Raw genomic sequence first — 26,501 nt, 5'->3', positions numbered from 1 at the left:
GGGCCGTTCCCCCGCGGAACGGCCCGCCCTTTCGGGTGTGACGCGGCCCGGTCAGGCGGCCGCCGAGGCGGGCACCCACAGCTCGTCGACGGCCCGCTCGGCCGCGGCGAGGCTCTGCTCGAACAGCGGGATCAGCTCGGCCATCGCCGGGTTGACCGGGGCCAGGGTCAGCTCGGCGCAGATGAACCGCGGGTCCAGCCCGGTCAGGGAGAGGCCGTGCGGCAGCCACGGCTCGGCGTGGTCCCAGCCCTCGCGCGGGGTGCCCGGGCCGTACCCGCCGCCGCGGCTGACCAGGACGACGAACTGGCGGTCGCCGAGCAGCCCGGCGTTCGTCACCGGGTCGTACGCGATGCCGGGGGCGATCAGGTGGTCGACCCAGGACTTCACGCTGCTGGGCGGGCCGTAGTTGTAGAGCGGGAGCCCGAGCAGGACCGTGTCGGCCTGCTTCACCTCGGCCACCACCTCCTGGGTCAGCTGCCAGGACGCCTGCTGCTCGGGGGTGTGCTGATCCGGCGGCACCATGCGCGCGAGGCCGCTGGCGGTGTTCAGGTGCGGCAGCGGGTTCTGACCCAGGTCGCGATAGGTGACAGTGCCGTCCGGGTGGGCGACGCGCCAGGCGGCGGCGGCGCGGGCGGTGAGCCGCCGGCTGATCGACCGCTCCCCGGTGATGCTGGAGTCGATGTGCAGTAGGTGCGCCATTGGTGATTCCTCCTCCGACGATCGTTCGTGTAGGACCAACTATTTATAGCAGGTCGACGTTCCTCGGAGCGCGTAAACTGGGTCACATGTCCGCCGCACCGGCCGAGGAGTCCGAGCGCCGTTCCGGGCCCCTGCTCGACCACCTGGCCCGGCGGATGCGGCTGCGCTCGGAGTCGGTGCTGGCCCCGCTGGGCCTGCGCCCCCGCCACCTGGTGGCGCTCACCGTGCTGCGCGACTCCGGCGGCATCAGCCAGCAGGCGCTGGCCGGCACGCTCCAGATCGACAGCACGAACGTGGTCGGGCTGCTCAACGACCTGGAGTCGGACGGCCTGGCCGAGCGCCGCCGCTCGCCGGAGGACCGCCGCCGGCACGAGGTACGCCTCACCGACGCGGGCACGAAGCGACTACGCGAGGCCGAGTGCGCGCTCGCCGGCGCGGAGGAGGACGTCCTCGGCGCGCTGGCCCCCGGCGAGCGGGACCTGCTCTACGACCTCCTGCGCCGGGCTACCCAGGGCCGGTCGTCGACCTGCGGCGAAGTGATCGCGGAGGGCGGTCCGGGCGCCTGCTGACCGGGCGGCCCGGCGGGCCGGGTCAGATCGCGGAGGTGGCCTGCGGCCGGTCGTCCCGGACGTGGACGAGCATGTCGCCGGTCTCGATCACCGCGCCCGCACGGTCGTTGAGCGTGACCACCTTGCCCCGGCGGACCAGCGCGATGACGAGCGACTCCAGCTCACGCGGTGAGCGGCCCACCTCGTCGCGCTCGGCCGACCGCATCGCCAGCGCCATGCCCTGACCCGGGGTGAGCAGGTCCTCCACCACGTCGATCAGGGGCGGGGCCGAGGTCGACAGGCCGAGCAGCCGCCCGGCCGTCGCCGACGACACGATCACGTGGTGCGCCCCGCTCTGCTTGAGCAGCGGCGCGTTCTCCGCCTCCCGGACCGCCGCGATGATGCGGACCTGACCGGCGGTGAGCTGCCGGACCGTGAGGGCCACCAGCACCGAGGCGTCGTCGCTGTCGGTCGCGATGATGACCGACTTCGCGGTACGCACGTGCGCCTGCTCCAGCACCGACGAGCGGGTCGCCGAGCCCTCGATCGTCACCAGCCCGTTGGAGGTGGCCTGCCGCAGCGCCGGCCCGCTCCGCTCGACCACCACGATCTTGGACTTGTCCGTACCGTTCTCCAGCAGGGCGGAGACCGCGCTGCGGCCCTTGGTGCCGTAGCCGCAGATGATGACGTGGTCCTTCACGGTTCTCCTCCACCGCGACAGGCGACGGCCGGTGCGGTACTGCTCGGTCAGGACTTCCAGGGTGGTGCCGACCAGGATGATCAGGAACAGCACCCGGGCGGGGGTGATGAACAGGACGTTCGCCAGCCGCGCCGACGAACTGACCGGGGTGATGTCGCCGTACCCGGTGGTGGAGAGCGAGACCACCACGTAGTAGAAGCAGTCGAGCAGGCTCAGGCCGCTCTCGTCCACGTCGCGGTAGCCGTCGCGGTCCAGCCAGACCACCGCCACGGTGGCGAAGACCAGGCCGAGGGCGGCGAGCAGGCGCAGGCTCAGCGCGCTCAGCGGCCCCCGCCGTTGCGCGGGAAAATGGATCACCGTCGGTCCTGCTCCGCCACTGTCGCCTGCACGCCCTCAAGATAGCGGTTACGCCGCGAGCCGGCTGGCTGGGCCGGGCACCGCTGCTGCCCGCGAGCGGTAAGGATTTCGTCAGATCCATCGACGCGCCCACGGGTGAGACTGATGACTCACCGATCGTGACGAGGGGACGTCGGATGCGTACACGCATGGCATTGGCCGCGCTTGCCGTGGCAGTCGGGATGGTGGTCGCCGGGGCGCCGCCCGCTGTGGCGAACCGGCCCGGGGACCGCCCACCCGGGACGGCCCGGCCCACCCGGCCGAAGCCCACCGTCGTCCCCTCGCCGACCTTCTCCCCACGACCGACCGCCTCGCCGACACCGACCGCCGTACCGACACCGACGGCCACGGCCACGGCCACGGCCACGGCGACGCCGACCGCCTCACCGTCGCCCACCGGTACGCCGACCGCCACCACGCCGGCTCCGATGCCGACGGCGAAGCGGACGGCCGTGCTGCTGCCGACACTGGGCGGGGGCACCTCGGCGTCGGACGTCAACAGCGCCGGGGTGGTTGTCGGGTCGGCGCAGGTGGCAAGCGGCTACTGGCACGCGGTGCGCTGGGTGGACGGGCAGATCGAGGATCTGGGGACGCTGGGCGGGCCGAACAGCCAGGCCGAGGCGATCGACGAGCGAGGGCGCATCGTGGGCACCGCCCAGGCGGCCGACGGCAGCAGCCATGCCGTGGCCTGGGTGGACGGGAGGATCCAGGATCTCGGCCTGACCGGGGGCATCTTCTCCATCGCGTACGACACGGCGGGCGACCGGGTGGTCGGCGTCTACCACGTCACCGACAGCTTCTCCGGGCGGCGGCCGTTCGTCCGGACCGGGAACACCGAGATCACCATCGACGCCCCGCCGGGTGCGAGCGCGCTCGCGGTGAACGAGGCCGGCACCGTCGCGGGCACCTACGGCTACAAGGACTGGACCGATCCGCCCTTCGTCAACCAGGCATTCGTCTGGCGCGACGGCGTCCTGCGGTCGCTGGGCACCCTGGGCGGACCCACGAGCGACGCGACCGGCATCAACGACCTCGGTCAGGTGGTCGGCACGAGCTGGACCGCGGACGGCCGGTTCGCCGCCTTCTTCTGGGACGGTACGACGATGCACCGGCTGGCCACCGGCGCGGAATCCCCGACGGCGCAGGCGGTGAACGACTCGGGCCTGGTGATCGGCACCGACGGCATCACGAGCCGGGCGATGATCTGGCCCTCACCCACCGCCGAGTCCCAGCTGCTGCCGATGCCGGACGGGGCGGTGAGCAGCATCGCGATCAACGTCAACGACCCCGGCCTGATCGTCGGTCTGGCCTACTTCACCTCGCCGAGCTGGCACTCCCGCGCGGTCGTCTGGCGTTGATCCACGCCGGCCCGGTCGGTACCACGGGGGCCGACCGGGCAGGTGCCGGGCGCGTGGACGGGGCATGATGGAGACGTCCGGGACGCCCGACCGCGAGGAGGCCGGCATGTCGTTGCTGCGACGCGTGATCGGCGGGGTGCTCCGGCGCATCCGCCTGCGCCAGGGCCGCACGCTGCGCGAGGTGGCCCAGGCCGCCGGCGTCTCCCTGCCCTATCTCTCCGAGGTCGAACGCGGCCGCAAGGAGGCATCCTCCGAGGTGCTGGCCGCGATCTGCCGCGCGCTCGGTATCCACCTCGCCGACCTGCTCGAAGAGGCCCGCGACGAGCTGCGCCGGGAGCGTCCGGCCCCGGTCGGCCCCGGCATCTCGGCGGCCCGGTTCGACCGGGTGCCGTCCGCCCGCACCGGGCCACACCTGCGGGTCGGCCCGCCCCGGCTGTCCGTCACGCGCCGCCCGGCCGTGTCACCCCGGCCGCCCGTGACCCGGCGGCCCGCCGTCTCGCTCCGGCCGCACGTCGCCCGTCGCCCGGTCACCGCCATGCCGCTGCTGGGCGGCGTGCTGCGGCCGGTGGATCTCGGGCCGGCGCCGCTCGGTCCCGCGTTCGACGCCGCCACGCCGATCGGGATCGCCGGCGGCATCCGGATCTGGCCGGCTCCCTCCGCCCCGGCCGTCCGCCCCCGTCCGCGTACCTCCGTCACGCTGGCCCGGCGGCGGGCCCGCGCCGGCCGGCGGCGGCCGGTCGCCGCGTAGCTTCTGCTCACGGCGGATCTGCCCCGGGCAGAAAGCCTGGTTCGCACGGGTGCGCCCGGCGGACGCTGGAGACCGCCGGGTTCCCGGGCGGTCCCCCGCCCACCGGCGGCACGGAGGTGGCGGCGATGGGTGGCATCTGGATGCTCGACGAGGGGCAGCCGGCGTTCGGCGACCGGGTCTTCGAACGGTTGCTGAAGGAGCGGATCATCTTCCTCGGCACCGAGGTCACCGACGCGTCGGCCAACCAGATCTGCGCGCAGATCCTGCTCCTCGCGGCCGAGGACGCCGAGCGCGACATCTTCCTCTACATCAACTCGCCCGGCGGTTCGGTCAGCGCGGGCATGGCCGTCTACGACACCATGCGGTACGTCAAGAACGACGTGGCGACGCTGGCGCTCGGGATGGCCGGGTCGATGGGACAGTTCCTGCTCTGCGCCGGAGCGGCGGGCAAGCGGTTCGCGCTGCCGCACTCGCGGATCATGATGCACCAGCCGTCCGGCGGGATGGGCGGCACCGCCGCGGACATCACCATTCAGGCCGAGAACATGCTGCACGTCAAGCGCACCATGCAGGAGCTGATCGCTCGACACAGCGGGCGGACGCTGGAGGAGATCCAGCGCGACTGGGACCGCGACCGCTGGTTCACCGCAGAGGAGGCCCGCGAGTACGGACTCGTCGACCAGGTGCTCACCCGCGTCGACCAGCTCGCGGCGTGAGCGGGCGCGGCCCGGCCGGTCCCGCACCGGCCGGGCCGCCCTCGCGGTCAGGGGTAGCTGATCACCGGGCTGGTGCCGTACGAGCCGACGACGGGCGTGCCGATCTCGTTGATCGTGCGCTCGATGCCGCCGCTGCCGTCCAGGAACACGGTGATCGCGTCGTGGAACCGCACCCCGGCGCGGCGCGGCGCCTCGATCCCCCGGTCGCAGCGGATGTCGACGCCCTGGTTGAAGTACGAGTAGACGCCGAGCCCCCACGCCTCGTGCGTGCGGACGTGGTCGGCCACCTTGTACGAGGCCCAGCCGTTGCCGGTCGGGCTGCGCCAGGCCGCCTGGCTCGGCGGGTCGTAGGGCAGCTCGCTCTGGTAGAACACGGTCCGGCCGCGCTCGCCGTTCCAGATCGTCTGCCAGCGCTGGTAGTGCTCGACGAACAGCCCGTACGCGGTCACGTCGTCGCCGTTGACGATCACGCCGGTGGCGGCGGTGTTCACGGTCCAGCCGATCGTGCCGGCCCGGCCGTGGTCGCCGCGCCAGGCCCAGATGTTGTCCACGAGCGTGTGCCGGCTGTTGACCACCAGGCTGGTCACCGCGCGCCCGGCGTACGGGCCGCCGATGCGGAAGAAGACGTCCTGGAGCGAGATCGGGTTCGTGGCGTGCGACCGGTGGCAGTGCCGCGCACCGACCTCGACCAGCACCGGCGACTCGACCGGCCCGGCGTCCACGAGCACCCCGGCGATGCGGACCCCGTCCACGTCCTCGATCCGCAGCGCCGCGTCCCCGCGGTCCGGCACGAGGCTCGGCATGCCGAGGCCGAGCACGACGGTGTCCGGGCGGCGTACCCGCAGGGCCCGGTCCAGGTGGTAGACGCCGGGGGTGAGCAGCAGGTGCCGGCCCCGGGCCAGTTCCGCGTTGATCCGCTTCGCCGAGTCGGTGGGCCGGGCCAGGAAGAACGCGGACAGCGGCAGCGACGGCACCGGCGCGCCGCCGGTGGCCCAGGTGGTGCCGGCGGTGTCGCGGCGCAGGCGCGGTACGGCGACCCGCCAGGCGCCCTTGGCGTCGACGAACAGGTACGGCTTCTCCCGGGTGACCGGGCTGGTCGGCAGCGTGGTGTACGGCGGGTCGGGGAAGCCCTGCGCGGGCGCGCCGATCACGCCGGAGAAGACCTGGTTCCACACGCCGTTCGTCCACTCGCCGCCGAGCTCGCTGTCCCGGGTGAGCCACTGCTGCTGGGAACCGTTGATGGTGATGCCGTCCACCTTGGAGTCGGCGATGTAGCCGCCGCTGGAGTAGCCGCCGTTGCCGGGTTCCAGCCACAGCACGCCCTTGACGTGCACCCGGCGCATCGGTGACGCCTGCGAGACGGCCCATTGGTTCGACCAGTCCGTCGGCGTGACCGCGAGGTTCTCCGCCGAGCGCCAGAAGTTGGTGAGCGCGGAGATGCCGGCGGGCGAGTTCGGGTCCGGCTGCCCGACCACCCGGACCGCGCCGTGGATCTCCACGTCGTCCGGGTGGGCGCCGAGACCGGCGACTGTCGTGTAGTAGCCGAGCCGGGCGTCCACCTCGTAGCGGCCGGGCTTGAACAGCACGGCGTACCTGTCGAAGCCCATCTCGTTGCGTTCCTGGGCGGTGAACAGCCGGTCCAGCGTGGACTGGATCTCCTCGGCCGGCGTGCTGGGGTCGTACACGAAGACGTTGGGGCCGAAGTCGGGCTCGCGGGCGGGGCGCGCGGCCGGCGATGCGGCCGGGGACGCGGCGGCGGCGCCGGCCGGGAGGCCGAGGGCGGTGAGCGAGGCCGCGGAGGCGGTGAGCGTGAGGAAACGGCGGCGGGAGGGGTCGGGTGATCGCATCTGCCTGCCTGTTCGGTGAGGGGACGGGAGAGCGCTCTCTCGGCTGTTCCTACCTCATCACCGTCGATACCGCCAGAGCCCGCCGGTTCGGCGAACCGGCGGGCTCTGGGTCGGGCTGCGCTCAGGCGCGCTCGGCGCGCTGCCTCACCAGGTCGTCGACGAGCTTCTCGACGTAGTCGGCGGTCTCCTCCCAGCGGGTGACCGCGACGCTACGGATGCCCATCGCCTTGACCGGGTAGTCGTTGCCACCCACGTCCAGGCGGTCACCCACGAAGAGCACGTTGTCGATCTTCAGGTCCAGGTGTTCCAGCAGCTTCCGCATGCCGTACGCCTTGTCCACGCCCTTGCGGGTCACGTCGATCGAGGTCGACCCGCCGCCGCGGACCTCCAGGTCGGGCAGCTTCGCCGCGACCGCGTCCCGCAGCCGCCGCTTCTTGTCGCCGTCCGGATCCCAGCCGTACTTCTCGGCCGGCGGGGCGGACTGCCCCAGCGCGGAGAACGTGATCTGGCTGCCCCGGTCCTCGATGATGTCGCCCCAGGTCTTCGCCTCCCACAGACCCAGCGCCTGCGCCGACTCGGTCAGCGCGGCGACGACACGGGCCTTGTCGGCCTCGGTCAGGTCCTCCGCGTAGACCTGCCGCCAGTCCCCGTCGGACCAGCGGTAGTAGCGGGTGCCGCAGGTCGGCATCAGGTGCAGCCGGTCGCGCTGCTCCTCGGTGAGGTCGAGGTGGGCGAGCACCTGCGACTGGAACTGCTCGAACCGGCCACCGGAGATGACCAGCACGTCCACCTCGGTGAGCAGGTGGCCGAGCAACTCCGCCATCCGACGATCGATCTGGGACTTGGAAATCGCCAGGGTGTCGTCGAGATCGAACGCCACCACTCGAAGATCGTTCACGAATACCTCATGTCGTCGCGGACAGGCCAGGACCTGCCAGGGTACCGACGGGTTCTGGCACCGGCCTGAGGGCCCGGCGGGTGACACGTCCCCTCGACGGAGCGTAACGCGGCAGGCCTCCGGGCGGCCCCGCTTCCCGCGCTCAGACCCCCACGCTCTCCCGTTGACGGCATCGCTGACCGTCGATACCGTTTCCCTGATAATTACCTTCATCAATCGAGGAGTGCCGGTGAAATTCCTTCGAACGCGCGGAGGGCTCGTCACCCTCGCCGCGGCCGCCCTGGTGGTCACCGCGGCGGCGGTGGCACCCGCCGCCGCCGCACCCACCGGCGACCTGTCCACGCTGGCCGACTCGTCCACCTTCCCGCTGGCCGACCCGGACACCCTGCTGGCGGAGGACGGCTCGTACGTCACCTACGGCACCACTGTCGGCGCCGGGACCGGCGCGCGCTGCGGCGCGACCGGCAGGCTTTACGTACCGGTCCTCGTCCACGGCTCCGGCAACAGCGTGGGCATGGCGAACTGCGCGTCGCACGACGCCCTGCCGTCCGGTCCGGGCGCCTGGGCCGAGCCCGGCGGCGCGGTCTGGGCCCCCGGCGTCGCGCAATTCGGCAGCCGGTTCTTCATGTTCTACACCGCCTCCCGCAAGGGCACGGGCCAGAAGTGCATCGGACGAGCGATCTCCGACAGCGCCCGCGGCCCCTCCCAGAACCAGGGCGAATGGGCCTGCCCTGACGCCGGCCGGTGGGCACTCGACGCCAACCCCTTCGTGGGCGGGGGGAACCTGTACGTCACCTACCGGGACGACGCCATCGCCTCCGGCGCCGAGACCGGCATCTCCACCGTCCGCACCGACGGCGAGGGCCGCGCGATCTGGGACACCCGCCGGGACATGCTCAAGAGCACCGACATCACCTGGGACACCGCCAAGACCAGCGGCGGTACGCACGTGGTGGAGAACCCGTCGATGTGGAAGGCCGCCGACGGGGACTGGTACCTCATGTACTCGGGCAACAACTGGGACAGCGCGCGCTACGCCACCGGCATCGCCCGCTGCGGCGCCAGCCCTCTCCCCGGTTCACGCTGCAGCCCCATCCGTGAAGGCGTGTCCCGGCCCTTCTTCGGCTTCACCGGCAGCGCCGGCCTCAACCCGATCCGCGGCCTGCCCGGCAACCACCGGGGCCCCGGCGGGATGGACGTCTTCGCCGCCGCCGACGGAAGCGAGCGCGTGGTGTGGCACTGGTGGAACGGCTCCACCCGCTTCCCGATGACCGGCGTCCTGACCCGCCCCTCCACTGGTTTCCTCGTCTCGTAGCCGGTGCGCCCGACGGCACGCCTGCTCACCATGCGCTTCGGTGTGGTCACGCTCGGTTGAACTGCTTCACGGAAAATTGCATTTGGCAAGAGATGGCACCGAAATTTTCTCGATGCGATGCATCTGCTTGTCAGGTACCCGACAGTGAATTGCCCACTCTTGTGCTAGCTGTCCGCCGGGAGCATGCTCGAACCGTCGAACGGTACTGCGCCGCCTCACACAGAGGGCGGCGCCCGGCTGCCACCGGACGCCGCATTCGACTCCACCGCTGCAACGGAAGGAGTCACGTTGACTGTAATCCCTCACGGGTCAGACTTCGAGACACCAGAGGACGAGGACGAAACCGTTGCCGAGCAGACCGACCGGCACCGGCTCATCCTGGCGTACATCAAGACGCTCAGTCCGATCATCGCCGCCGTCGTCGCCTGCATCGGGACGCTGGTGGCAGCGCTGGTCCGCTGACCCGCCGGCCCTGCGCTCCGGCTCCGGCCGGACGCGGGGCCGCCCCGCACCCGAAGGTCTGACACACTGCGGCGATGCCGACGTTTGATCGACTCTTCGCCGAACATGTCGGCACCGGCCTGGCCCGCCAGCTGGCGCTGGCCGACCTGCTCGGCGAGCGCGACTGGCAGCTCGACCTGCCCGACGGCACAGTGACGTTCGGAATCGACCTGCGGTACCGCATCCAGCTCCTCGGTACCGAGAGCCACGACGACGGCACCTGGCTGTGGGCCTGGGCCAACGAGGCCAGCAACCTCCCGCCGGCGCTCCTCCATCTCGCCGGCTGGCTCCGCGAGTACGGGCACCGCCAGGGCGTCGCCGAACTCACCACGCCCACGTTCCCGCTCCAGCGCGCCGACGGACACCGCCTCGCCCTGCTGGCGTCCGGCCTGACCGGCCGCTGCTACTACCGCGGGCCGTACGACGGCGGCGCCGTCTTCTTCCACCTCGACGACGCCCCGCCACAGATCACCGCGCCGGTCCGGCCGGAGCGGGTGCTGACCGTACTGACGCAGGTGCTTCAGTCCTTCCCGGTGGAACACCGCGTCGCCGTCGAGTCGTTCCTGCACCAGCAGGGGTGGCGGTTGGATCGGGCGCCGATGTCGGTGACGGCGCAGGATCGGGGCGGGTCGGTCCTGCGTGTCGACTTCGACGCGATGGGCCGGGTCAGCAACATGTCCGGAACGGTCAGCCCGTAGGCGGAATCCGGCGCCCCGGCAGGCTTCGAACCTGGCACACGCCCAACAGCTGACCGCCGTCGCCCCTACCGCCTGGGACGCGACGGCCACAGCGACCAACCTCACGCCGCCCGACCGCCGACAACGACCGGGGCTAGCATCCCAGGCCATGCGTGGGTTTTTAGCGATTGAGAGCCGAAGGCTCTCCTATCTGGACTTCGGTGGATCGGGTGCACCGCTCCTGGCTCTTCACGGGCACTACAACGAAGCGTCGGCATTCGCCCCGCTGGCCCAGGCGCTGGCACCCCACTGGCGGGTGATCGCACTCGATCAGCGCGGACACGGAGCGTCGGACCGTGCGGAGAGCTACGAGCGTGACGACTACATATCCGACGTCGCCGCGTTCCACCAGCACTTGAAAGTCGGCCCTGCGGCGGTGCTGGGCCACTCGCTCGGCGGAGTGAACGCCTATCAGTACGCCGGGCGGTACCCCGACCGGGTCACCGCGCTCATCGTCGAGGATGCCGGCGCGGTCGTAGACGTCGATTGGTCGTTCACGACCAGCCTCCCCCGCCACGCGCCAACCCGCGACGCACTGGCCGCGGCCCTGGGCGCGGCGGCACCCTACCTCGAATGTTCCTTCCGCCAGTCCGACGACGGCTGGGGCTTCTCATTCGACATCGACGACACGGTGGGATCTCAGAAGGCACTCAGCGGTGACCACTGGAAGGACTGGGTTTCGGTGAGCTGCCCGACTCTCCTGATTCGTGGAACGCGTAGCGATGAACTGGCAGCCGACCACGCTCGCGAGATGATCGCCCGTCGCTCCGGCCACGCTCGCCTTGCCGAACTGCCGGCCGGTCATGTGGTGCATCACGACGCCCTAACACAGTTCGCCGCCACTGTTCGCGCCTTCTTGTCCGACCCGGCTGAGCCAGGGGAGCATTTCCGTACGACTTGACCTGGCGCGATCTCAGTACGAGCGACCAGTTGATCGGCAGGATCGGGGTGCTCAGGGAGGCCGGTCTCATCCTGCGATCACCCTTGTCCGGCACGATGAGGCCGTGGGAATGAGTGTGCAGGTCCGGGAATACAGCGGTGTCGTCGTAGAGCAACTTACGGACGCCGCCGGCGTCGCGTCTCTCTGCTCCCTGGCTGCATCGGAGCCGTCCCGCTACCCGTTGCTCTGCGGAGTCGATCCATACGACGACACGTGGTTCAACAGCCGCCAGACGGCCATGCTGACAACCGAACTTCAATCGATCATTGAGCGGTCCACGGATGACAGCGTGCGTGCAGCCGCTCAGGCCATACTTCAGCTCGCATCGCTCCTAGAGGCCGCGCCCCGACGCCCCCACCACCGACAGCTCCTGTTCAACGGAGATTGACCGCGGATATTCTGCCAGCCGGCACCAGGTCATCTCGCAATGACGCTCCTCCTGGTCAGTTGTCGGCCAGGGCCTGACTCAGTGGGACGGCTCGGCGGTACGGGACGGCTGTACCGTCGTTGCGTGGAGCGCGACGAGTTGACGTCTCTTCTTGCCGACGAGAGCCCAGTCATCAGGGCGTGTCGTGAAGCCCTCGATCGGGGAGCGTCGTTCCGCATCTGGGACGGCGTGGTCCCCGCCAACAACCTTGCGTCCACGTACCGAGGGCGGGAGGCGATTACCAGGGATCGAGGCATTCCGACGCTCGGGTTCGCGGCGGCTGTCGAGACGCTCCATGCGCTCGGTGAACAGCCTGTGCGACTTGGCGGGGTGACGCAGCTCGACCCTCCCTACTATTTCCAGCTCTTCCTGGCGGCCGACGCGGCGTCAGTCCTCGCGTGCATTGGCGTGGATCAGAAACACCAAACGCAGGTTCAGTCCTCGTGAGGTGCATCCGAGTCCGTGAGCCAACGGTGGTCGTAGCCGAGGTGGTCCCAACGGGAACGCATCCACTGCTGCTTCCGAGCAGAGGAGGTGCGCCACAGGTACCTCAAGTTGTCGCTCACCAGATGCCGCCGCTCGGGAGCAACACAACCGGGCAGCCCATGGCACAGGTCGGCTAGTTCGTTGATCTGTTTACGCCGCTTCAGCAAGGTCTCCAACGCCTGGTCGTCGTCCACCGGAGCCGTGTAGAGCCGGATCTCCAGGAAGGCTAGGTGCAGGAGTTGCAAGATGGCCTTCTCTGTAACTACCTGCGGCGGCTCGACGATCGTCATCGAGCGATTCTCTCCTGGGCCGCTGACGGGTCGACACGCATGCCCTTCCGGCAGACCATCTGGAACACCGGCTGCTGGCATGTAGCGGGCACGGCTGCGCATGGGCGCGCGGTCGTCCGGCGGTACGGCTCACCGCCACCTGGCGCCCGGTACCCGATGGCAAACCCCGAAGCGGCGCGGCAGCGATCGCCCCATCCTCGGCGGTGTCCAGCCACCCTCGCGATCGTCACGGCCTGACGGTGGCCGTGTACGGCTGACAGGATGTCGACATGAACGCTATTCGAAGGGGCTATGCCGCGTAGAAGACCAGCATCGCTTCGATTGCGGGAGCGGACCTGGCGACGACCGTGGGTGCGCTATCGCAGCACTGCCAGCCTGTCCGGAGCAACCAACGCGGCGATTCGGCAGCTCGAAGGCGCGCGACTGATGCCGGGGGCCGTGGCTGCGGCAATCAACGTCTGGTCCGTGCACGTACGTCGGATCCGACGTTCGTGGAAGCAGTGGGAGACCGAGTTCACCTGTTCCTGCTGCGGTGCGGGCTGGTCCCGCGACCTGCTCGAAGACGTCGTGATGATGCTTCCACCGCACGCCGGGAGTGAAGTGCGCGCCCTCGTCGATGCCCTAGACGCCGTCCTGCTACGCCGGAGCCTTCACGATCCGCGGACATCGCCCGAACTACCGTGGTGGCACCGCCGATGCTAACCAGTCGAACGATCGGCCCGCCGTGCCGGCCGATGCCGGCCGGAGGCAGCTCTGGCTCAACGCCGGGTTGCCGGCGCCGGAGGTTGCGCAGCGGGCCGGGCATTCGGTCGACGTGCTGCTCAAGGTGTACGCGAAGTGCCTCGACGGGGATCGCAGCAGGATGAACGAGCGAATCGAGGCGGCGCTGAGCCGATGATGATCGCTGGTGGGATGCGCGGGGCCGTGGCGACGCTTCGGCCCTTCCGCGTTGCAGCGGCTTTGAGATGGGGAAACATGGCCGCTCAAGGACCCGAAATCATTGCACGTATTTTGCACGGAGGGCTGCAAACGGCGGATACGGGTGACATCCGGCTGAACCGGCCGATCGATCGACGCGGGAGCGTATCCGCTGTTCAGGTGGCGTTTTGGCTGGTCTTCGAGGTGCCCCCGGCGGGTCCCGTCAAACATGGGAACGCGCTGGCGTTGATCATGACGCCGCCATCATCAGCGGAACATGGCAGTTGGGCTGACCATTGCCCCGGCTCCCGGCGCGCACGTGGCATCAACGCTGGATTCCAAATGATCAAGGGGAGCAGTTGGTGAACGCCCTCGGCGGGATACATCCCAAAACTGTGCCCCATCGGGTTACCTGGCCATAGCGGCTGACCTGCCCATCGGCGAACGTGTGCGGGTGAGCCACATCGGCCGGAATCGTCGACGTCCGGGGCGTCTGGCCGATGAGCGCGCACCCGGCAGGGGCAACGGCACCTCCCCGCCAGGCTCACTACGAGCCGACGAGGCCGGTAGGTCCCGGGAGCCTCGTCCGCGCGGCGGCAGTGCGTTACGCCTGTGGCTGGATGAAGAGTGGTCGGCGGAAAGGCGCCTCTTCGGGATCGGCGTGAAGGTGCCGACGCCAACCGAGAGATGACCAGAAGCCGTCGGCGCCCTCGGAGAAGGCCACGAGCCGACGGTCTGGGTAGCGGTTGTGGAGGAGGTCGATGACAGCGTGGCCGATGCCGCGGCCGCGGTGATCGTCGTGCACCTCAATGAACTGGATCTCGAGTGCGGTGGCTCCAAGTGGCGGAACGTCGGCGTAGTGATCGATTGTTCCGACCTCGTTGTCCAGATGAACCCGGGCGACCTCGTTGTTGTTCTCTAGGACTCGTAGAAAGATGCTCTTGGAATGGGGATAGACGGGGCCGTCGTACCACCATTGGTTGTTGAATCCGAGGCCTGCTTCCTCGTACGTGAACGGGAACCAAAACCGCTCGCCCACTGGACGATCGAGTTCAACCAAGGTGAGGCTCATACCGTGATTCTGCATCAGGAAGAGCTGCCGATGCTCAGGTAGGGAGCCGTATCGTCTTCTGGTCGCTCAACCGGCTTCAATCGAGGAGACCGTGGTGATTGTTGAGCCAGCCGACTCCGGCAAGATCCTGGACCAGCCATCGGTACGCCAGGCTGGTCGCCGGACACGTGTGGCCCAGGGGCAGCTCTACGTTCTGGAGCGGGCTCTGGCCGAACGTCGTCCGAGCGGCGCTGCGGCGCTGCTGGCTGAAGGTCCAGAACGCGTGACCGTCGTCGGGTACGAGTCGTAGGTCGACTGACGGGACGTCCGATCGTTGCGCATCGCGGTCGGGGTCCAGGCTGACAATCATCTCGATCGTGTACGCGTTCTCGTCGTTGACGGGTCGCCGGACGAGTCCTTCGACGCGTACGGGCAGCATGCTGTAGAGCCCCAAGGCGTCACCGAAGGCAGGGAAGGAGGTTTCGGCGAGCTGCCGATAGCCGATCAGGGCGTGTTGCACGATGTCCGTCGCCAGGGTCAAAGTCAGCTCCGGTGAGTACGTCTGCCAGATCCACCTGCCTGTTCCGCGTTGATCGCCTTCGGGCCAGGGCGGTAGGAGCGTATCGCCGTCCTCCATGTCCAGTTGAGCGGCGAGCCACCGGATGTCGTCCGAGTCGACGGATCGGCCTGTGCCCTGCCACGTCGACCGCACCGACCGGTTCACCCGCTCCATCCATTTGGTGACGGTGTCACGCAGTTCGGCGAGGTGGATGGTGCGGCGCCGGCGTGTGGCGCTGTAGTTGTAGACGAACTCGGCGAGTAGGTACAGCCGTTCGCGTGCCAGCGTTGATGTGCGGGGAACGGGCAGGGTCCGTCTCCTGATCGCGTTCTGGAGCTGTTCTTGCAGCGCCGCCTGGGCGCGCAGCCAGCGACCAAGGTCAGAGGTCGGAAAGCGAATCCCCTCGATGCGGTGCCATCGGCCGAGGCTGGGGAACATTTCGGGAAGTTTGACGACGTCCGGCGGCGACAACTGGTCGCGCGAGCGGGCGAGCGTCAGATAGCCGTTCTGCAACCAGGTGCCCCACTGGACGAGGCGACCGTCGCGGTGTCGTGCCAATGACTCGGCCAGGGGTCCGAGTCCGATTAGCAGGGCTTGTTCCGCGCCGCGCAGCCACTGCCCTGCGCGGATGGCAAGGTCGGGCTCGGCGGTGACCTCGCCGGTGGGGTCGCGGCGGCTGATGAGCGCCGCGATCGCCTCATCAGATGGACCCTCATGGGTGCGGTCCGTACTGGCGTCGGCGATCTCATCGAGGATCCAGAACGCTGCCGCAGGATTGACCGTCGCAAGGCCGGCGAAGAGGCGTTCTTGATCATGGTCGATGGCGGTGGACACGGCGAAAGCGAGCGCGTATCGCCACCGCGGGAACGAACTGGCCGCCGCGATCGTCTCCAGGTCAGCCAGGCCCATCCGGAGGGCTTCGGACCCGAAATACTGTTCGAACACCGGCAACGCGAACGTCAGCTCCGTGTGATCGCCGACGACGAGGCCGGTTGCGGTGAGACGACGGACAAGGGGCAACGACCCGAACGAGGCCCCGGTAACCGGCTGCGACTGTCCGAGGACCCGAACGGCCAACCGAGCCAGGTCCTGCCACGTGCCATCAGCAACCTCGTGGCTCTGCGAGTCGATGACCATCGTCGCGAGATCAGCCAGGAGTTGAGCCCGGGATACCTTGACGTCGCGGCCAGCGTGTACTCGGGCCGCCAGGCCAAGAGCGGTCAGCGGACTGGTGAGCAGGTCAGCCGTTTCGGTGTTCCACAGGTGCCAGGGGATGTCGTCACCGAGAGCCAACTTCGCCAGCTCAGCGCCACGCTGGGCCGGCCACGGCTCGATGAGGATCTTCTCCTCGTCGGGCACGGGGATCCCCGGCCGCGCGGTCGCCAGCACGCTGACCCGAGGCCACGTGTGGACGAGTTGGCGGGCCTCGGCGAGGAGACGGGCGGCTTCCCGCAACGGGACACTGTCTAGGTCATCGATGACCACCTGGCAGCGGCCGGAGGGGTCGCCGCCAAGCTCGTTGGCAATCGCCAATTCCAAGCTGGCAGTGATGTGCCGAGCGGGAAGAAGCAGCGGAATCTCGGTGTCCGGGTCGTTGGCCGCCACCTGGACAGCCTGCCCCCACCAGCGCAGTGCGTGTTCCGACTTGCCGGCCCCAAGCCGGCCCACTAGAACGCGGACCTGCCCCACTGGGACCTCAACGAGCGGTTCCTGGCGCGCCGCCATCCATGCGAGTACCGCCGGCCGCCGCTCCGCCGGCACGAGCGGTGTCAACCGGGAGACTCGCATGGCGTGGCCTCGCCGGATAGCCAGTTGCCACGTCTCGATCCGGCTGCGCATCCGCGGGTTGAACGGCACGACTGCGCTGATCTTTTCGATGACGGCGTCGAGGTCGAAGGGTGTGACCGCCTCGCGGGCCTCTTCGTCGCTGATCTGCCAGCTACGGTGCGCGCGTTCAGAGTCGGCCAGCTGATCCTGCTTCCAGGCCCGAAGCATCTCGGCGGGGTACTCGTCTGGGACCTGATCGATCTCCCACGCGTGGGGAAAGCACAGCAGGAGGAGGTTGCCGACGTCGCGGTTGTCGGCTTCGCTCATGGCTGGGTCCCAGCGAGGGCCGCCTTCGCTGCGCGCGTGGATATGGGCGACGTGGCTGTTGAGAACGTGTTGACCGGTGTCCGGGTTCACTGTGTACAGCTCGGCACGGCACCCAGGCTTCGCGCACGCGAGCGCAGTGCCGTAGAGCTGCCGCACGGTGCCGGGCGTGGGCACACGGTGCTCGATCGGTTTGTCCGATACGGCGGAACGCTTGGTCACGGCCCCATTCTCCCGGTCCACGGCTCTCTCCCGTCCCCCGGCACGCACCGAGTCGGTGCTCCGCCAGCGACCAGTACCCAGTACCGGGCTTCGGCGGGTCAGACGTACTGCACCAGTTCGGCGTGGGCCGCCACGTCGTGCTGCCGCTGGCATGAGTTGTCGACACGCTCAACGTTCGCAAGCGGATTCAGCCGAACGGTTCCAGACCGTCAGCCTTCCCGTTGCCACCTGACCGCGGTCAGGACTCGACTGATGTCACCGTTCCCCGGACCGGAGCCCTCACCCGGAGTGTGCGGTTCAAGCGTCCGTGTGCTTCCGGCACGTCCTTGGGAATGACCGATGACCAGGAGACAAAGATGCGACCCGCTAGAAGCACCCCCTCGACAGGGCCTGCCGGATCATGCAGGACTGCTCTGATTGCAGGCTCATCCGTTGTCGGCTCGTACGTCCGGAGGATCGTCAAGCCCAGCGCCAGTTGGCTCGTTGGCACGCTCTGCTTGTTCTCGGCGTCGCGGGCGGCGATGAGGTCGCGGCGGACCTCGTCAGCCACGTCACCTTCGAGCACCCCGTGAGTCAGACAGGCCGCGAGGTACGCGTGTTTGAGCAGCGCGAGACAGCAACGTCCCCAGTTCGGCAGTACGGCGTCAAGGTCTACCTCGCCGGACTCCAACATCGCCTTGAGGTCCGGATGAGCTCGGCCGTCGATCACTAGGACGAACTCGCCCTCTGGGGTATTCCGCACCAACACCCGCTTCTCTCGGCGCGGCCCTTGGACGGCCGCCGACCGAAGAGAAGGACGAGAAAGCGCCCCCTCGACCCAGTCAAGGAGATCGGTCTCCACGTTGCTGCCGAGCCTGTTATTGCAAGGAAGGCACGTCCTCGTCATGACCTTCCCGCCTATTCGATCGGGTGGAATGTGCTCCTTCGAAGTGGCCGGATCACCGCAGATCGGGCAACTCTCGAACACCCGCGGGCGGATCGGTTCGATCAGGGTTACCTCCGCCGACTCGCCCGGATCGTCCGGGCGGATTGCGGCGTCGATCGCACGACCGGTCGGCAGGGCGATCGACATCGACTCGGGGGCGCGTCGGGTCACGACGGACAGGCTACCCGGCCATCTCCTCCCTGGACGGAAGGCGGACTGGTCGGGGCTCCTGCAACACCTTGTCGGCGTACTCGACTCACTTCTCGGCATGGCATCTCTACAAGAACCCGGACGGTTCAATGCACGGCTTGCAGGTCCAGCCGTATCTGCCTCTGCACTCGGGCGTGCGTCGGCACCTTTCGTGCTTGTCGGCGACCGCCCCAGGTTGCCGGGACTCCGTGCATTCGTCAGTCAACGAGGTAGTGGGCTTCGATGTAGGCGACGGTGGAGTCATACGGCTCCCCCACCGGCTTCAACATGTACCGGCGGAAGACGGCGGCGGTGGCGCGGCGGACGCCTCGGTTGCGAGCGTCTGCGTTGTCCCATGTTTGGGCGAGGGTTCGGGTGACGACCTGGTCGATCTCCTCGGCCAGGTTCCGCTCGGTGACGGTGAGGCCGGGCGGTGCGTGGTCGTGGATGATCCGCGACAGGACCCCTACGTGGTCGTCGTCCAGCACGACGACGGCTTCGTCGGGGTGCTTCTCGGCGTTCACGATGGCGCGAGCGATCCGGAGTGCCTCGGACAGGAAGTCAAGGGCGTCCTGGGCGTTCTGGATGATCTGATCGCGCAGCAGCCTGATCCGCTCCGCGAGGGCGGTGTACTTCGCGGACCCTGGGTCGACGCCCTTTTCGAGGGCGGCCTTGATGCGGTCGAGGATCTCCGCCGCGGACGGTGGCGTCTTGTCCTCGCCGTCGTCCTTGTCGGGCTTGGGGCGGACGAGGGCCATCAGCTCTTTGAGGATGGCGATGCCCTGGGCGTCCAGGACGAGGGGCTCTTCCTGGGAGGCGACGACGGTGAAGGAGTGGACGTGGGCGTTGATGATCTCCAGGACCATCGGCCCCAGCTCGCCCAGCCGTTCCTTCCTCTCTTCGTCGGAGGACTTCTTGAACAGGGTCGTGTACACGGACCCGAACAGCCCGAAGCCGTCCCGGTACTTGGCGACCCGCTTGTCGGTGTTGATGAGCGGGTACAGGCGGGCCAGCAGCCGGTAGTCCTTGGAGAACACCTCGGCGGCGCCGGCGTTGGCGTCCAGGAAGACGTTGATGGCCCGCACGGATTCGTATCCGTGGACCGTGAGGTCCAGGTCGTCCACGTCCGCGAGGAGGTCTTCGATGCGGGCGAAGGTGGTGCGGAACTCGGCGACCAGCTCGGACGGGTTGGTGACGAACCCGCCGCCCTTCTTGCCTGCCCCTTCTGAGGTGGGGTCGACGACGGCCCGCTGGACCTCTTCGGCCAGGCCGATGTAGTCGACGACCACGCCGGAGGTCTTCACGAATCCGGTTGGGGACACCCAGGTGCGGTTTGGGCGGGTGATCGTCTGGAACAGGGTGTGGGCCTTCAGTGGCTTGTCCAGGTAGAGGACGCCCTCGTTGGGGGCGTCGAACCCAGTCATCAGCTTCGCGGTCACCACCAGGAAGCACAGCGGGTCGTCCGGGGTGAGGAACCGCCGCTTCTGTTCCTCTTCCTCGGCCTCGGAGAGGCGGTACGGCCGCATGGCGGGGTCTTCGTCCTTGGAATCCGAGACGGAGATGTTCACCTCGGCAGTGATCCGGTCATGCTTCCCCACTTCGGCGAGCGCCTGTGACGCCTCGAAGCCGGCCAGCAGCTCGTTGATCTTGTCCGTGTACGCCACGGCCAGCTCACGGTTGTAGGCGACGACCTGGGCCTTGAGGCCGTTGCGGTAGGCGCCGGCCAGGTAGTGGTCCACGATGTCCTGGCAGACCGTGTGGATACGGTCGGGGTTGGCGAACACCGAAGTGAGGCGTCCGAACTTGCGGGACAGGGCCTCACGGTCGGGGTCGTCAAGATCGAAGTCGTCGGCGAACTGGTCGAACTCAGCCTGCAGCTCCTGGCCGTTCATGTCGAAGGAGACCGGGTGCGGGTCCAGCATGACCGGGACAGTCGCCTCGTCCCGCAGCGACCGGGACACCGAGTACCGGTGCAGCACCCTGCCCGGGTCGGTCTCCTCGCCGAAGAGGGCGAAGGTGTCGGTGGCGAGGTTGCGGAGAGGGGTGCCGGTCATGCCGAAGACCTTCGCGTACGGCAATGCCGCACGCATTTGCCCGGCCAGGGATTTCGACTTGTCGGACTGGGTGCGGTGTGCCTCGTCGACCAGCACGATGATGTTGTCCCGGGTCGCCAGGTTCTTGCCGGCGTCGGCAAACTTGTGGACGGTCGTGGAGATGACGCCGCGGACGTCGTCGGCCAGCAGCGCCCGCAGCTCGGCGCTGGTTGCGGGCTGGTGGAAGTAGGCGTCGCCCATCGCGGAGGTGAACACCCCGGACGTCTGCCGGACGAGCTGGGTCCGGTCCGAGAGCAGGATGATCGTGGGCGACTCGGTACGGGTGTCGGCCAGCAGCAGCGAGGCGGCGAACACCATCAGCAGCGTCTTCCCGCTACCTTGGTGGTGCCAGATCAGGCCCTTCTGGCCGCCGGCTACGACTCGCTCGTGGATCAGGTGGGCGGCTTCCATCTGCGGGTAGCGGGGCAGGTACTTCTTGTCCACCCCGCCTCCAGAGGTGTCGAACAGGGCGAAGTTGGCGAGCATGTCCAGGACGGTGGCCGGGTTGAGCAGCAGCTCGACGGAGCGCTGCACGTCGGCCTGGCCGGACAGGTTCTCGTCGTCGGCGGTGGACCGGAACGGCTGCCACAGGTTCAGGGGCGCGCCAACGGCACCGAATCGCAGCTTCAGCCCGTCGGAGGCGACGGCGAAAACGTTCGGGGTGAAGAACCACGGGTACTCGGCGGCGTACACATCGTTGATCTCGCGGGCAGCCTTAGCCCACCCAGACTTCGCGGTCGGCGACTTCACCTCCACCACGACCAGCGGCAGCCCGTTGACCCAATACACGAGGTCGAACCGGCGGGGAGTCTTCCCGGGGACAGTGATGGTCACCTCGTCCGACACGACCAACGTGTTAGCGGTCGGGTGCTCGACGTCGATGACCTTCAGGGCATGCCACACGCCATCGGCGTCCCGGAACTCCTTATGCCCCCGCAGCAGGCGCAGCACCTGCTCGTTGGCCCGCACCAGCCCGCCCTCAACGGCGTTCACCGTAGCGACGATCTCCTCGACCACCGCATCCACGTCGAACCCGTCGACCACCCCAGGGTTGAGCCGAACGAGAGCGTCTCGCACTTGGCCTGTAAGCACCGTCTGCGTTGTCGCACGCGGCAGCGACCTGCCCGCGGTGAAGCCCCAGCCCATCGGGAGGGACCACTGGATCATGAGGTTCTGGAACTCACGCTCCCGAATGCCCTTCGCCACGAGTCAGACCTCCAAGATCGGCGGACTTGATGTTGATGGTGCGGTCCAGCAGCCCGGACAGCAGGCCAGCCCGAATCTGACGGAGACTGGCGACCTCAGCACGTGCCGCATCGGCATTCGCACGAACGGACAGCACGGCGGATGAAACCTCCTGCTGCCGGTCCAGGTCAGGCAGTGGGATCGGTGTCTCACGAATACGATCCTGGCTGACGTTAAACATTGAGGCGCTGGTGCCTGTAGCCGAACTAGTGAGGTGCGTCCGGGCCGACTTCAGCGCCATCGCTGCCACGAGGAAATCCGGGTCCAGTTTTGACGATGGCACGAGTCGAAGAGTCTTGTCGGCCAGGTATAGACCGCTCCGAACATCAGCGGGGACACGCGCGACGGCCCCGACTCGCAAAGGTGTGTTCGCTCGCGTAATGAGTACGTCGCCGGGCTGAACAAGCGCGAACTTTGGCATGGACGTGCCAGGCAGAAGGGCCTTAGACTCTTCCGGAAGAAACCGGAAGGGCGTGACCGCGCTGACCTTCAAGACGCCGTTCTCGTCAGCGCCCGGGGGCCTCGTGTTTGCCTGAGGACTCCTGCCCCCTTGAATGTCATCGAGCATCGTTCCGAGCGCCACGATTGGTTCGTTGGCGAGCAAATCTTCGGCAACGATCATCGACATGCGTTCCAGCGCCTCGGCTTCTCTGTCGAGTGCGATTATCTGGTCGTCAACTGCGTCCAGCATCTCAACGATCCCCGCCTGTACGTCGCGAGGTGGGATCGGGAGTTTAATCTGCAAGAGTTGCTCTGGGTTGAGGCGTTTGCGCCGTTGAACAGTCCCCCTCACTCGGTTCTTCATCTCGGCCCACAGTTGCGGTGAGCGGCAGACGTGCCTCATCCAGTCGGGTACCAGCTCCGGACCGAGTGTGAATGTCGGGAACTCGTTGCTGACGACGAATCCGTCGAAGTCGGCAGGTACTACAGTGATAGGTCCTTCCCACGCTGTCAGTTTTCGCATCACTACCTGGTCGACGCGCAGCACGTTCATCGCCGCGTACTCCGTGTCCCCGCCGTCGAACTCGCCTTTAGCGATTAGCCCCTGTCCTGCGTTTAGGACCCCGGCCAAACGGTAGGTAGTAGCAGGCGTCATCGGCGTGCGCTGGATGTCAAGGCGCATCACTTCGCCGAGCGGACGAAGTGGATAGCCGTCACTCATCGAATCCCTCAATCCCGGCGGCAGCGAGAATGGAAAGCATGCGCTGCTCGGTCTTCTGGCGCTCGGCTCGGGCGATGTTATATGCATCGATGAGAGCGCCGAGGTCTTCCTGTTCGGCGGCAGCCTGCTTGATGTACCGCCCGATGTTGAGGTCGTACCCGTTCGCCACGATCTCCGTGGCGGGGACGAATCGCGCCGCGAGTCCACCGTCGCCGTCAGGGTCGACCGGGCTGCCGTCAAAATCCAAGGTCGAGTGGTAGGCGGTCACAACGTCGGCGATGTCTGCGCCGGTGAGGACATTGCGGTTCTTGGCCTTGGTGAACCGCTTGGAGGCATCGATGAACAGCACCCCGTTCTTGCGTTCGTCGGTCTTGGTGCCGGGTGCGCGGAACACGAGGATACAGGTCGGAATGGACGTCGAATAGAAGAGGTTTGCCGGTAGGCCGATCACGGCTTCCAGGAGATCGTCATCCAGGACGCGTTGGCGTATGGATGCTTCCTGGCCGCCTCGGAAGAGGACGCCGTGGGGCAAGACGACGCCAGCGCGCCCCTTCTTCGAGTCCATCGACGCGATCATGTGCTGCACGAACGCCCAGTCCGCCGACGACTGCGGGGCGACACCGCCGATGGCGCGCGGGTCCTTGGTCCAGGGTTTCCACTTCAGGCTGTAGGGCGGATTAGCGAGGATCACATCGAACTGTGCGATGGACCCGTCCGGCTTCTTGAAGCGGGGGTCCTTTAGGGTGTCGCCGACCTCGACCTGGAACTGGGTGAGGTTGTGCATGAAGAGGTTCATGCGTGCCACACCGGCGGTGTCCGGTACGGCCTCCTGCCCGTACAGCTTGAGCGTGTATCCGCGCCCGCCGTGGGCCTTTAGGAGGTTCGCGGAGGCGATGAGCATGCCGCCCGACCCGCAGGTCGGGTCATACACCGACTCGAAGCCCTTCGGGGCCAGGACCTCGACGATCAGCTCGACGACCTCACGTGGGGTGAAGAACTGGCCGGCGCGGGTGCCGGACCCGTCGGAGAACCGCTTCAGCAGGTACTCGTACGCCCCACCGAGCACGTCGTGGGACATGTTGCCCTCGTGCATCTTCGGGGTGCGGTCCATCGCCTGCATGACCGCCGCCAACACCTCACCCGGCAGCGCCTCTTCCGAGGTCCAGGTCATGGACCCGAACAGGCGGGAGAACTTGTCAGGGTTGGCCGTCTCGATGGCTTGCAGGGAGGCGCGGACGCGCTGGCCGAGGCCGGGCTGGGTGATGGTGGCGAGGATGGACGACCAGGAGGCACGACGCTGCTGGACGGTGCCGGGGTGGATGAACGGGATCTCGAACGATTGGTAGTCGCGGTACTCGATCTCGTGGGCTTCCTCGGCAGAGAGGTCGTCCAGGCCCTCGTTGTCGGCCAGGAACTCCTGGTGGTGGTGCTCCCAGGTATCCGACAGATACTTCCAGAACATCAGCGGGAAGACCACCGACGAGTATTGCGCTTCGGGCATCGCCACGCGCAGTTCGTCGGCGGCGTCCCACAACCGGTTCTCGATCTCCTGCTGCGTCACTGCCATCAGTCGGGGTGTCCTCGCTCGTCAAAGGGTGGCGACTCGAAGGCCGCAGCGTTCCGGCTGGTCACCCTATTTTGGGCGTGCCCGGCATGTACACGCCGGGCGTGTCCTGCCGGGTGAACATACGCGGGGCACTTCATTCCCCCTCGCCGCCACCCCGCGCGTCGCGAACGACACGCCGGGCGTGTTGGAACCCAACCCTAGCGGCGACCACCGACAGATCCGCGCGGACAGATGCGAGCATGCATCGATTACTGAACGTGATCGCTTGAGCGCCTCATCAGGTGGTGTTGGGGTGGTCGACGGGCCTGGTCAAGCCGGCCGAGCACCGAGTGAGCGGTCAGAAGAGTCAACGCGGCAGGCAGCGCGGACCGATGAATCAAGGGCTTAATGAAAGACGGAGGCAAATCCTTGGTGACCGTTCAAGGCTGCGTGAAGAGGCACTAGTGGTGCCGCGGCACCACCAAACGCAACGCCTCGGAACGAAGCTCAGTCAAGAAACGACGTGCCGATTCTCCCGTTAGTGCATCTGCCAGTAGCGACCGATACACCCGCGAGTAGACGTCCACTTCTTCGGGATCAGTCAGCGTCATTTCACGGGTGTAGGTTTCGATCGTGACGAGGCGTGCATTGTCGGGCAGGGTATATAAGACGAACGGGTGGGCATGGACCATTGACGGCCGGAGGTCGACTGGCAGGATGGCGATGCTAACGGCGGGTAGCGTGGAGACAGACAGAATCTTTTCGTACTGCGCAGCGAGCGCCCCAGGCGGTGCCGCGCGAAACCGCAGTGCGGTTTCGGAGATGAGGAAATCGAACGTTCTATCCTGTTCGTAGAGCACTACCTGTCGCTCGATGCGCGCCGCCGTTGCCCGGGACGTATCGCCGACACCGAAGACGTCCGAAAGAGTAAGTACGTTGCGCGCGTACTCAGCGGTTTGAAGCAATCCGGGTACAACTGCATGCTGGAATACCTGCACCTGCTTGGCGTCATGAAGCAATCGACCAATGGTCCGTTGATGTTCAGCGCGCCCGCCGCTGAGCGTCCTGTCCCAAATGATTGACGCCACTTGAATAGATTCGGCAGCATCCACGAGTTCGGCCGCCACATCGCTCGGTGCGCGGGTCGCGACTGTCCAGGCTTGGACATCGGCGACCGACGGTTTCGTGCGTCGGTTCTCGATCTTGGAAACCTTTGACTGCGACCAGCCCAATGCCGCAGCGAGTCGCGTGGTCGACAGGCCGGCCTCCTCGCGGAGTTCCCGCAGCCGGGCCGCAAGGGCAGATCGGTCATCCACCGCTGGTGTCACCAGGATCTACGCAACTCATGCTGCACCAACGGCATATATGCCCGAAGTGGTACGGCGCACTTCATTGCGAGGTCGCGTTGTTCGATGTAGGGCGCTACGTGGCTGGTCGGCTCCATGGCCAAGCGCCGACCTTTTCGGTCATACTCAATCTTCACGGCAAGCACGTCATCGAGCAGCCAAAAGTCAGATGTCAGCTCGCCTAGCTCGTCTGGAGCCACCGCCCGATCAGCGATGCGAACGTCCTCGCCCGCAAGCAAGTTCCCCTGATAGCCGAGGAGTTCGAAGCGGAGGTAATCCGACAGCGGGCGGTTCAGGACGTGGACTCTGCTCCAGCGCCTGCCGGCGTTCACGCTGTCCGCCACCATCCGCAACCAGGGATCATGGTCCGGGCTGCGTGGTGGGAGAGCGCGCCCCGCGTGGAAGTCGCGCAGCAGGTCTGCCTCACCCGGTGCCGTGTAGCAATCCAGTGTCTCCAGGCGGAACACCGATCGCTCCACCCCTCGCAGCATGCGCTGCAACTCGTCCATCTGCATCGGATTGTCCCGTTCTGTGGCCACCTGCCGATC

24 protein-coding genes are annotated in these 26,501 nt (G+C 67.7%); 11 read left to right on the top strand and 13 right to left on the bottom strand.

Features of this window, described 5'->3' with window-relative positions; genetic code table 11:
* Positions 1-51: 51 nt before the first annotated feature.
* Entirely contained in the window at positions 52-699 is a 648-nt protein-coding gene (locus ACN27D_RS19200) for an FMN-dependent NADH-azoreductase (RefSeq protein WP_421499653.1), read from the bottom strand.
* Between the two features lie 86 nt (positions 700-785).
* Between ACN27D_RS19200 and ACN27D_RS19195 the strand changes: the two genes are divergently transcribed.
* On the top strand, positions 786-1,268 hold the full coding sequence (locus ACN27D_RS19195; RefSeq protein ID WP_231915576.1) for a MarR family winged helix-turn-helix transcriptional regulator: 483 nt from the start codon (positions 786-788) through the stop codon (positions 1,266-1,268).
* 22 nt (positions 1,269-1,290) lie between these two features.
* Here ACN27D_RS19195 and ACN27D_RS19190 read toward each other — a convergent pair whose 3' ends face one another.
* Positions 1,291-2,304, bottom strand: a complete 1,014-nt coding sequence (locus tag ACN27D_RS19190) for a potassium channel family protein (RefSeq protein ID WP_064447562.1) — start codon at positions 2,302-2,304, stop codon at positions 1,291-1,293.
* Positions 2,305-2,480: 176 nt separating this feature from the next.
* Here ACN27D_RS19190 and ACN27D_RS19185 point away from each other — a divergent pair, with 176 nt between their 5' ends.
* The 3 genes from ACN27D_RS19185 (at position 2,481) to ACN27D_RS19175 (ending at position 5,165) form a co-directional block, all read left to right on the top strand.
* Complete coding sequence (locus ACN27D_RS19185; protein WP_421499652.1) at positions 2,481-3,701, top strand: hypothetical protein; 1,221 nt, start codon at positions 2,481-2,483, stop codon at positions 3,699-3,701.
* Positions 3,702-3,807: 106 nt separating this feature from the next.
* Positions 3,808-4,449, top strand: a complete 642-nt coding sequence (locus ACN27D_RS19180; RefSeq protein WP_421501174.1) for a helix-turn-helix domain-containing protein — start codon at positions 3,808-3,810, stop codon at positions 4,447-4,449.
* A gap of 125 nt (positions 4,450-4,574) precedes the next feature.
* The gene (locus ACN27D_RS19175) at positions 4,575-5,165 is read left to right on the top strand and encodes an ATP-dependent Clp protease proteolytic subunit (protein WP_121685152.1); all 591 of its coding nucleotides are present in this window, start codon (positions 4,575-4,577) and stop codon (positions 5,163-5,165) included.
* A 47-nt stretch (positions 5,166-5,212) separates the two neighbouring features.
* Here ACN27D_RS19175 and ACN27D_RS19170 read toward each other — a convergent pair whose 3' ends face one another.
* Both ACN27D_RS19170 and ACN27D_RS19165 read right to left on the bottom strand, forming a co-directional pair.
* The gene (locus tag ACN27D_RS19170; protein WP_421499651.1) at positions 5,213-7,012 is read right to left on the bottom strand and encodes an adenylyl cyclase; all 1,800 of its coding nucleotides are present in this window, start codon (positions 7,010-7,012) and stop codon (positions 5,213-5,215) included.
* A gap of 121 nt (positions 7,013-7,133) precedes the next feature.
* Entirely contained in the window at positions 7,134-7,910 is a 777-nt protein-coding gene (locus tag ACN27D_RS19165) for an HAD-IIB family hydrolase (RefSeq protein ID WP_064447558.1), read from the bottom strand.
* Between the two features lie 229 nt (positions 7,911-8,139).
* Between ACN27D_RS19165 and ACN27D_RS19160 the strand changes: the two genes are divergently transcribed.
* The 6 genes from ACN27D_RS19160 (at position 8,140) to ACN27D_RS19135 (ending at position 12,277) form a co-directional block, all read left to right on the top strand.
* Positions 8,140-9,225: a family 43 glycosylhydrolase gene (locus ACN27D_RS19160; protein ID WP_421499650.1), complete on the top strand. Its 1,086-nt coding sequence runs from the start codon at positions 8,140-8,142 to the stop codon at positions 9,223-9,225.
* Between the two features lie 288 nt (positions 9,226-9,513).
* On the top strand, positions 9,514-9,687 hold the full coding sequence (locus ACN27D_RS19155; RefSeq protein WP_421499649.1) for a hypothetical protein: 174 nt from the start codon (positions 9,514-9,516) through the stop codon (positions 9,685-9,687).
* A gap of 74 nt (positions 9,688-9,761) precedes the next feature.
* A complete protein-coding gene (locus ACN27D_RS19150) occupies positions 9,762-10,424 on the top strand; it encodes a DUF6882 domain-containing protein (RefSeq protein WP_421499648.1) in 663 nt (220 codons plus the stop codon).
* Between the two features lie 148 nt (positions 10,425-10,572).
* Positions 10,573-11,364 (top strand): alpha/beta fold hydrolase, encoded by a 792-nt coding sequence (locus ACN27D_RS19145; protein WP_421499647.1) that lies wholly within the window; start codon positions 10,573-10,575, stop codon positions 11,362-11,364.
* A 103-nt stretch (positions 11,365-11,467) separates the two neighbouring features.
* Complete coding sequence (locus tag ACN27D_RS19140) at positions 11,468-11,791, top strand: hypothetical protein (RefSeq protein ID WP_147457899.1); 324 nt, start codon at positions 11,468-11,470, stop codon at positions 11,789-11,791.
* 123 nt (positions 11,792-11,914) lie between these two features.
* Entirely contained in the window at positions 11,915-12,277 is a 363-nt protein-coding gene (locus ACN27D_RS19135) for a hypothetical protein (protein WP_121685158.1), read from the top strand.
* Here the strand turns inward: ACN27D_RS19135 and ACN27D_RS19130 are convergent.
* Positions 12,265-12,606, bottom strand: a complete 342-nt coding sequence (locus ACN27D_RS19130) for a hypothetical protein (protein ID WP_358176662.1) — start codon at positions 12,604-12,606, stop codon at positions 12,265-12,267. The two genes, ACN27D_RS19135 and ACN27D_RS19130, sit on opposite strands and share 13 nt — an antisense overlap.
* Before the next feature lie 724 nt (positions 12,607-13,330).
* On the opposite strand from ACN27D_RS19130, the gene ACN27D_RS19125 reads away from it, so the two are divergent.
* The gene (locus tag ACN27D_RS19125; RefSeq protein WP_158614803.1) at positions 13,331-13,504 is read left to right on the top strand and encodes a hypothetical protein; all 174 of its coding nucleotides are present in this window, start codon (positions 13,331-13,333) and stop codon (positions 13,502-13,504) included.
* Positions 13,505-14,128: 624 nt separating this feature from the next.
* Here the strand turns inward: ACN27D_RS19125 and ACN27D_RS19120 are convergent.
* The 8 genes from ACN27D_RS19120 to ACN27D_RS19085 all read right to left on the bottom strand — a co-directional run bounded on the left by ACN27D_RS19120 (position 14,129) and on the right by ACN27D_RS19085 (position 26,468).
* The gene (locus ACN27D_RS19120; RefSeq protein WP_135243162.1) at positions 14,129-14,596 is read right to left on the bottom strand and encodes a GNAT family N-acetyltransferase; all 468 of its coding nucleotides are present in this window, start codon (positions 14,594-14,596) and stop codon (positions 14,129-14,131) included.
* Between the two features lie 76 nt (positions 14,597-14,672).
* A complete protein-coding gene (locus tag ACN27D_RS19115) occupies positions 14,673-17,447 on the bottom strand; it encodes a hypothetical protein (RefSeq protein ID WP_135243161.1) in 2,775 nt (924 codons plus the stop codon).
* 238 nt (positions 17,448-17,685) lie between these two features.
* Positions 17,686-18,543: an HNH endonuclease gene (locus tag ACN27D_RS19110; protein ID WP_167796977.1), complete on the bottom strand. Its 858-nt coding sequence runs from the start codon at positions 18,541-18,543 to the stop codon at positions 17,686-17,688.
* Positions 18,544-18,779: 236 nt separating this feature from the next.
* Complete coding sequence (locus tag ACN27D_RS19105) at positions 18,780-21,821, bottom strand: type I restriction endonuclease subunit R (RefSeq protein ID WP_421501173.1); 3,042 nt, start codon at positions 21,819-21,821, stop codon at positions 18,780-18,782.
* 13 nt (positions 21,822-21,834) lie between these two features.
* Entirely contained in the window at positions 21,835-23,061 is a 1,227-nt protein-coding gene (locus ACN27D_RS19100; RefSeq protein WP_209310397.1) for a restriction endonuclease subunit S, read from the bottom strand.
* Complete coding sequence (locus tag ACN27D_RS19095) at positions 23,054-24,628, bottom strand: HsdM family class I SAM-dependent methyltransferase (RefSeq protein WP_135243158.1); 1,575 nt, start codon at positions 24,626-24,628, stop codon at positions 23,054-23,056. The genes ACN27D_RS19100 and ACN27D_RS19095 overlap by 8 nt, the downstream gene beginning before the upstream one ends.
* 440 nt (positions 24,629-25,068) lie before the next feature.
* A complete protein-coding gene (locus ACN27D_RS19090; RefSeq protein ID WP_421499646.1) occupies positions 25,069-25,923 on the bottom strand; it encodes a helix-turn-helix domain-containing protein in 855 nt (284 codons plus the stop codon).
* An 8-nt stretch (positions 25,924-25,931) separates the two neighbouring features.
* Positions 25,932-26,468: a DUF6879 family protein gene (locus ACN27D_RS19085; protein WP_135243156.1), complete on the bottom strand. Its 537-nt coding sequence runs from the start codon at positions 26,466-26,468 to the stop codon at positions 25,932-25,934.
* Between the last annotated feature and the right edge of the window lie 33 nt (positions 26,469-26,501).

The organism is Micromonospora sp. WMMD1274 (assembly GCF_049179035.1).
GTDB lineage: Bacteria > Actinomycetota > Actinomycetes > Mycobacteriales > Micromonosporaceae > Micromonospora > Micromonospora tulbaghiae.
This window is presented reverse-complemented; position numbering and strand designations above follow the sequence as displayed.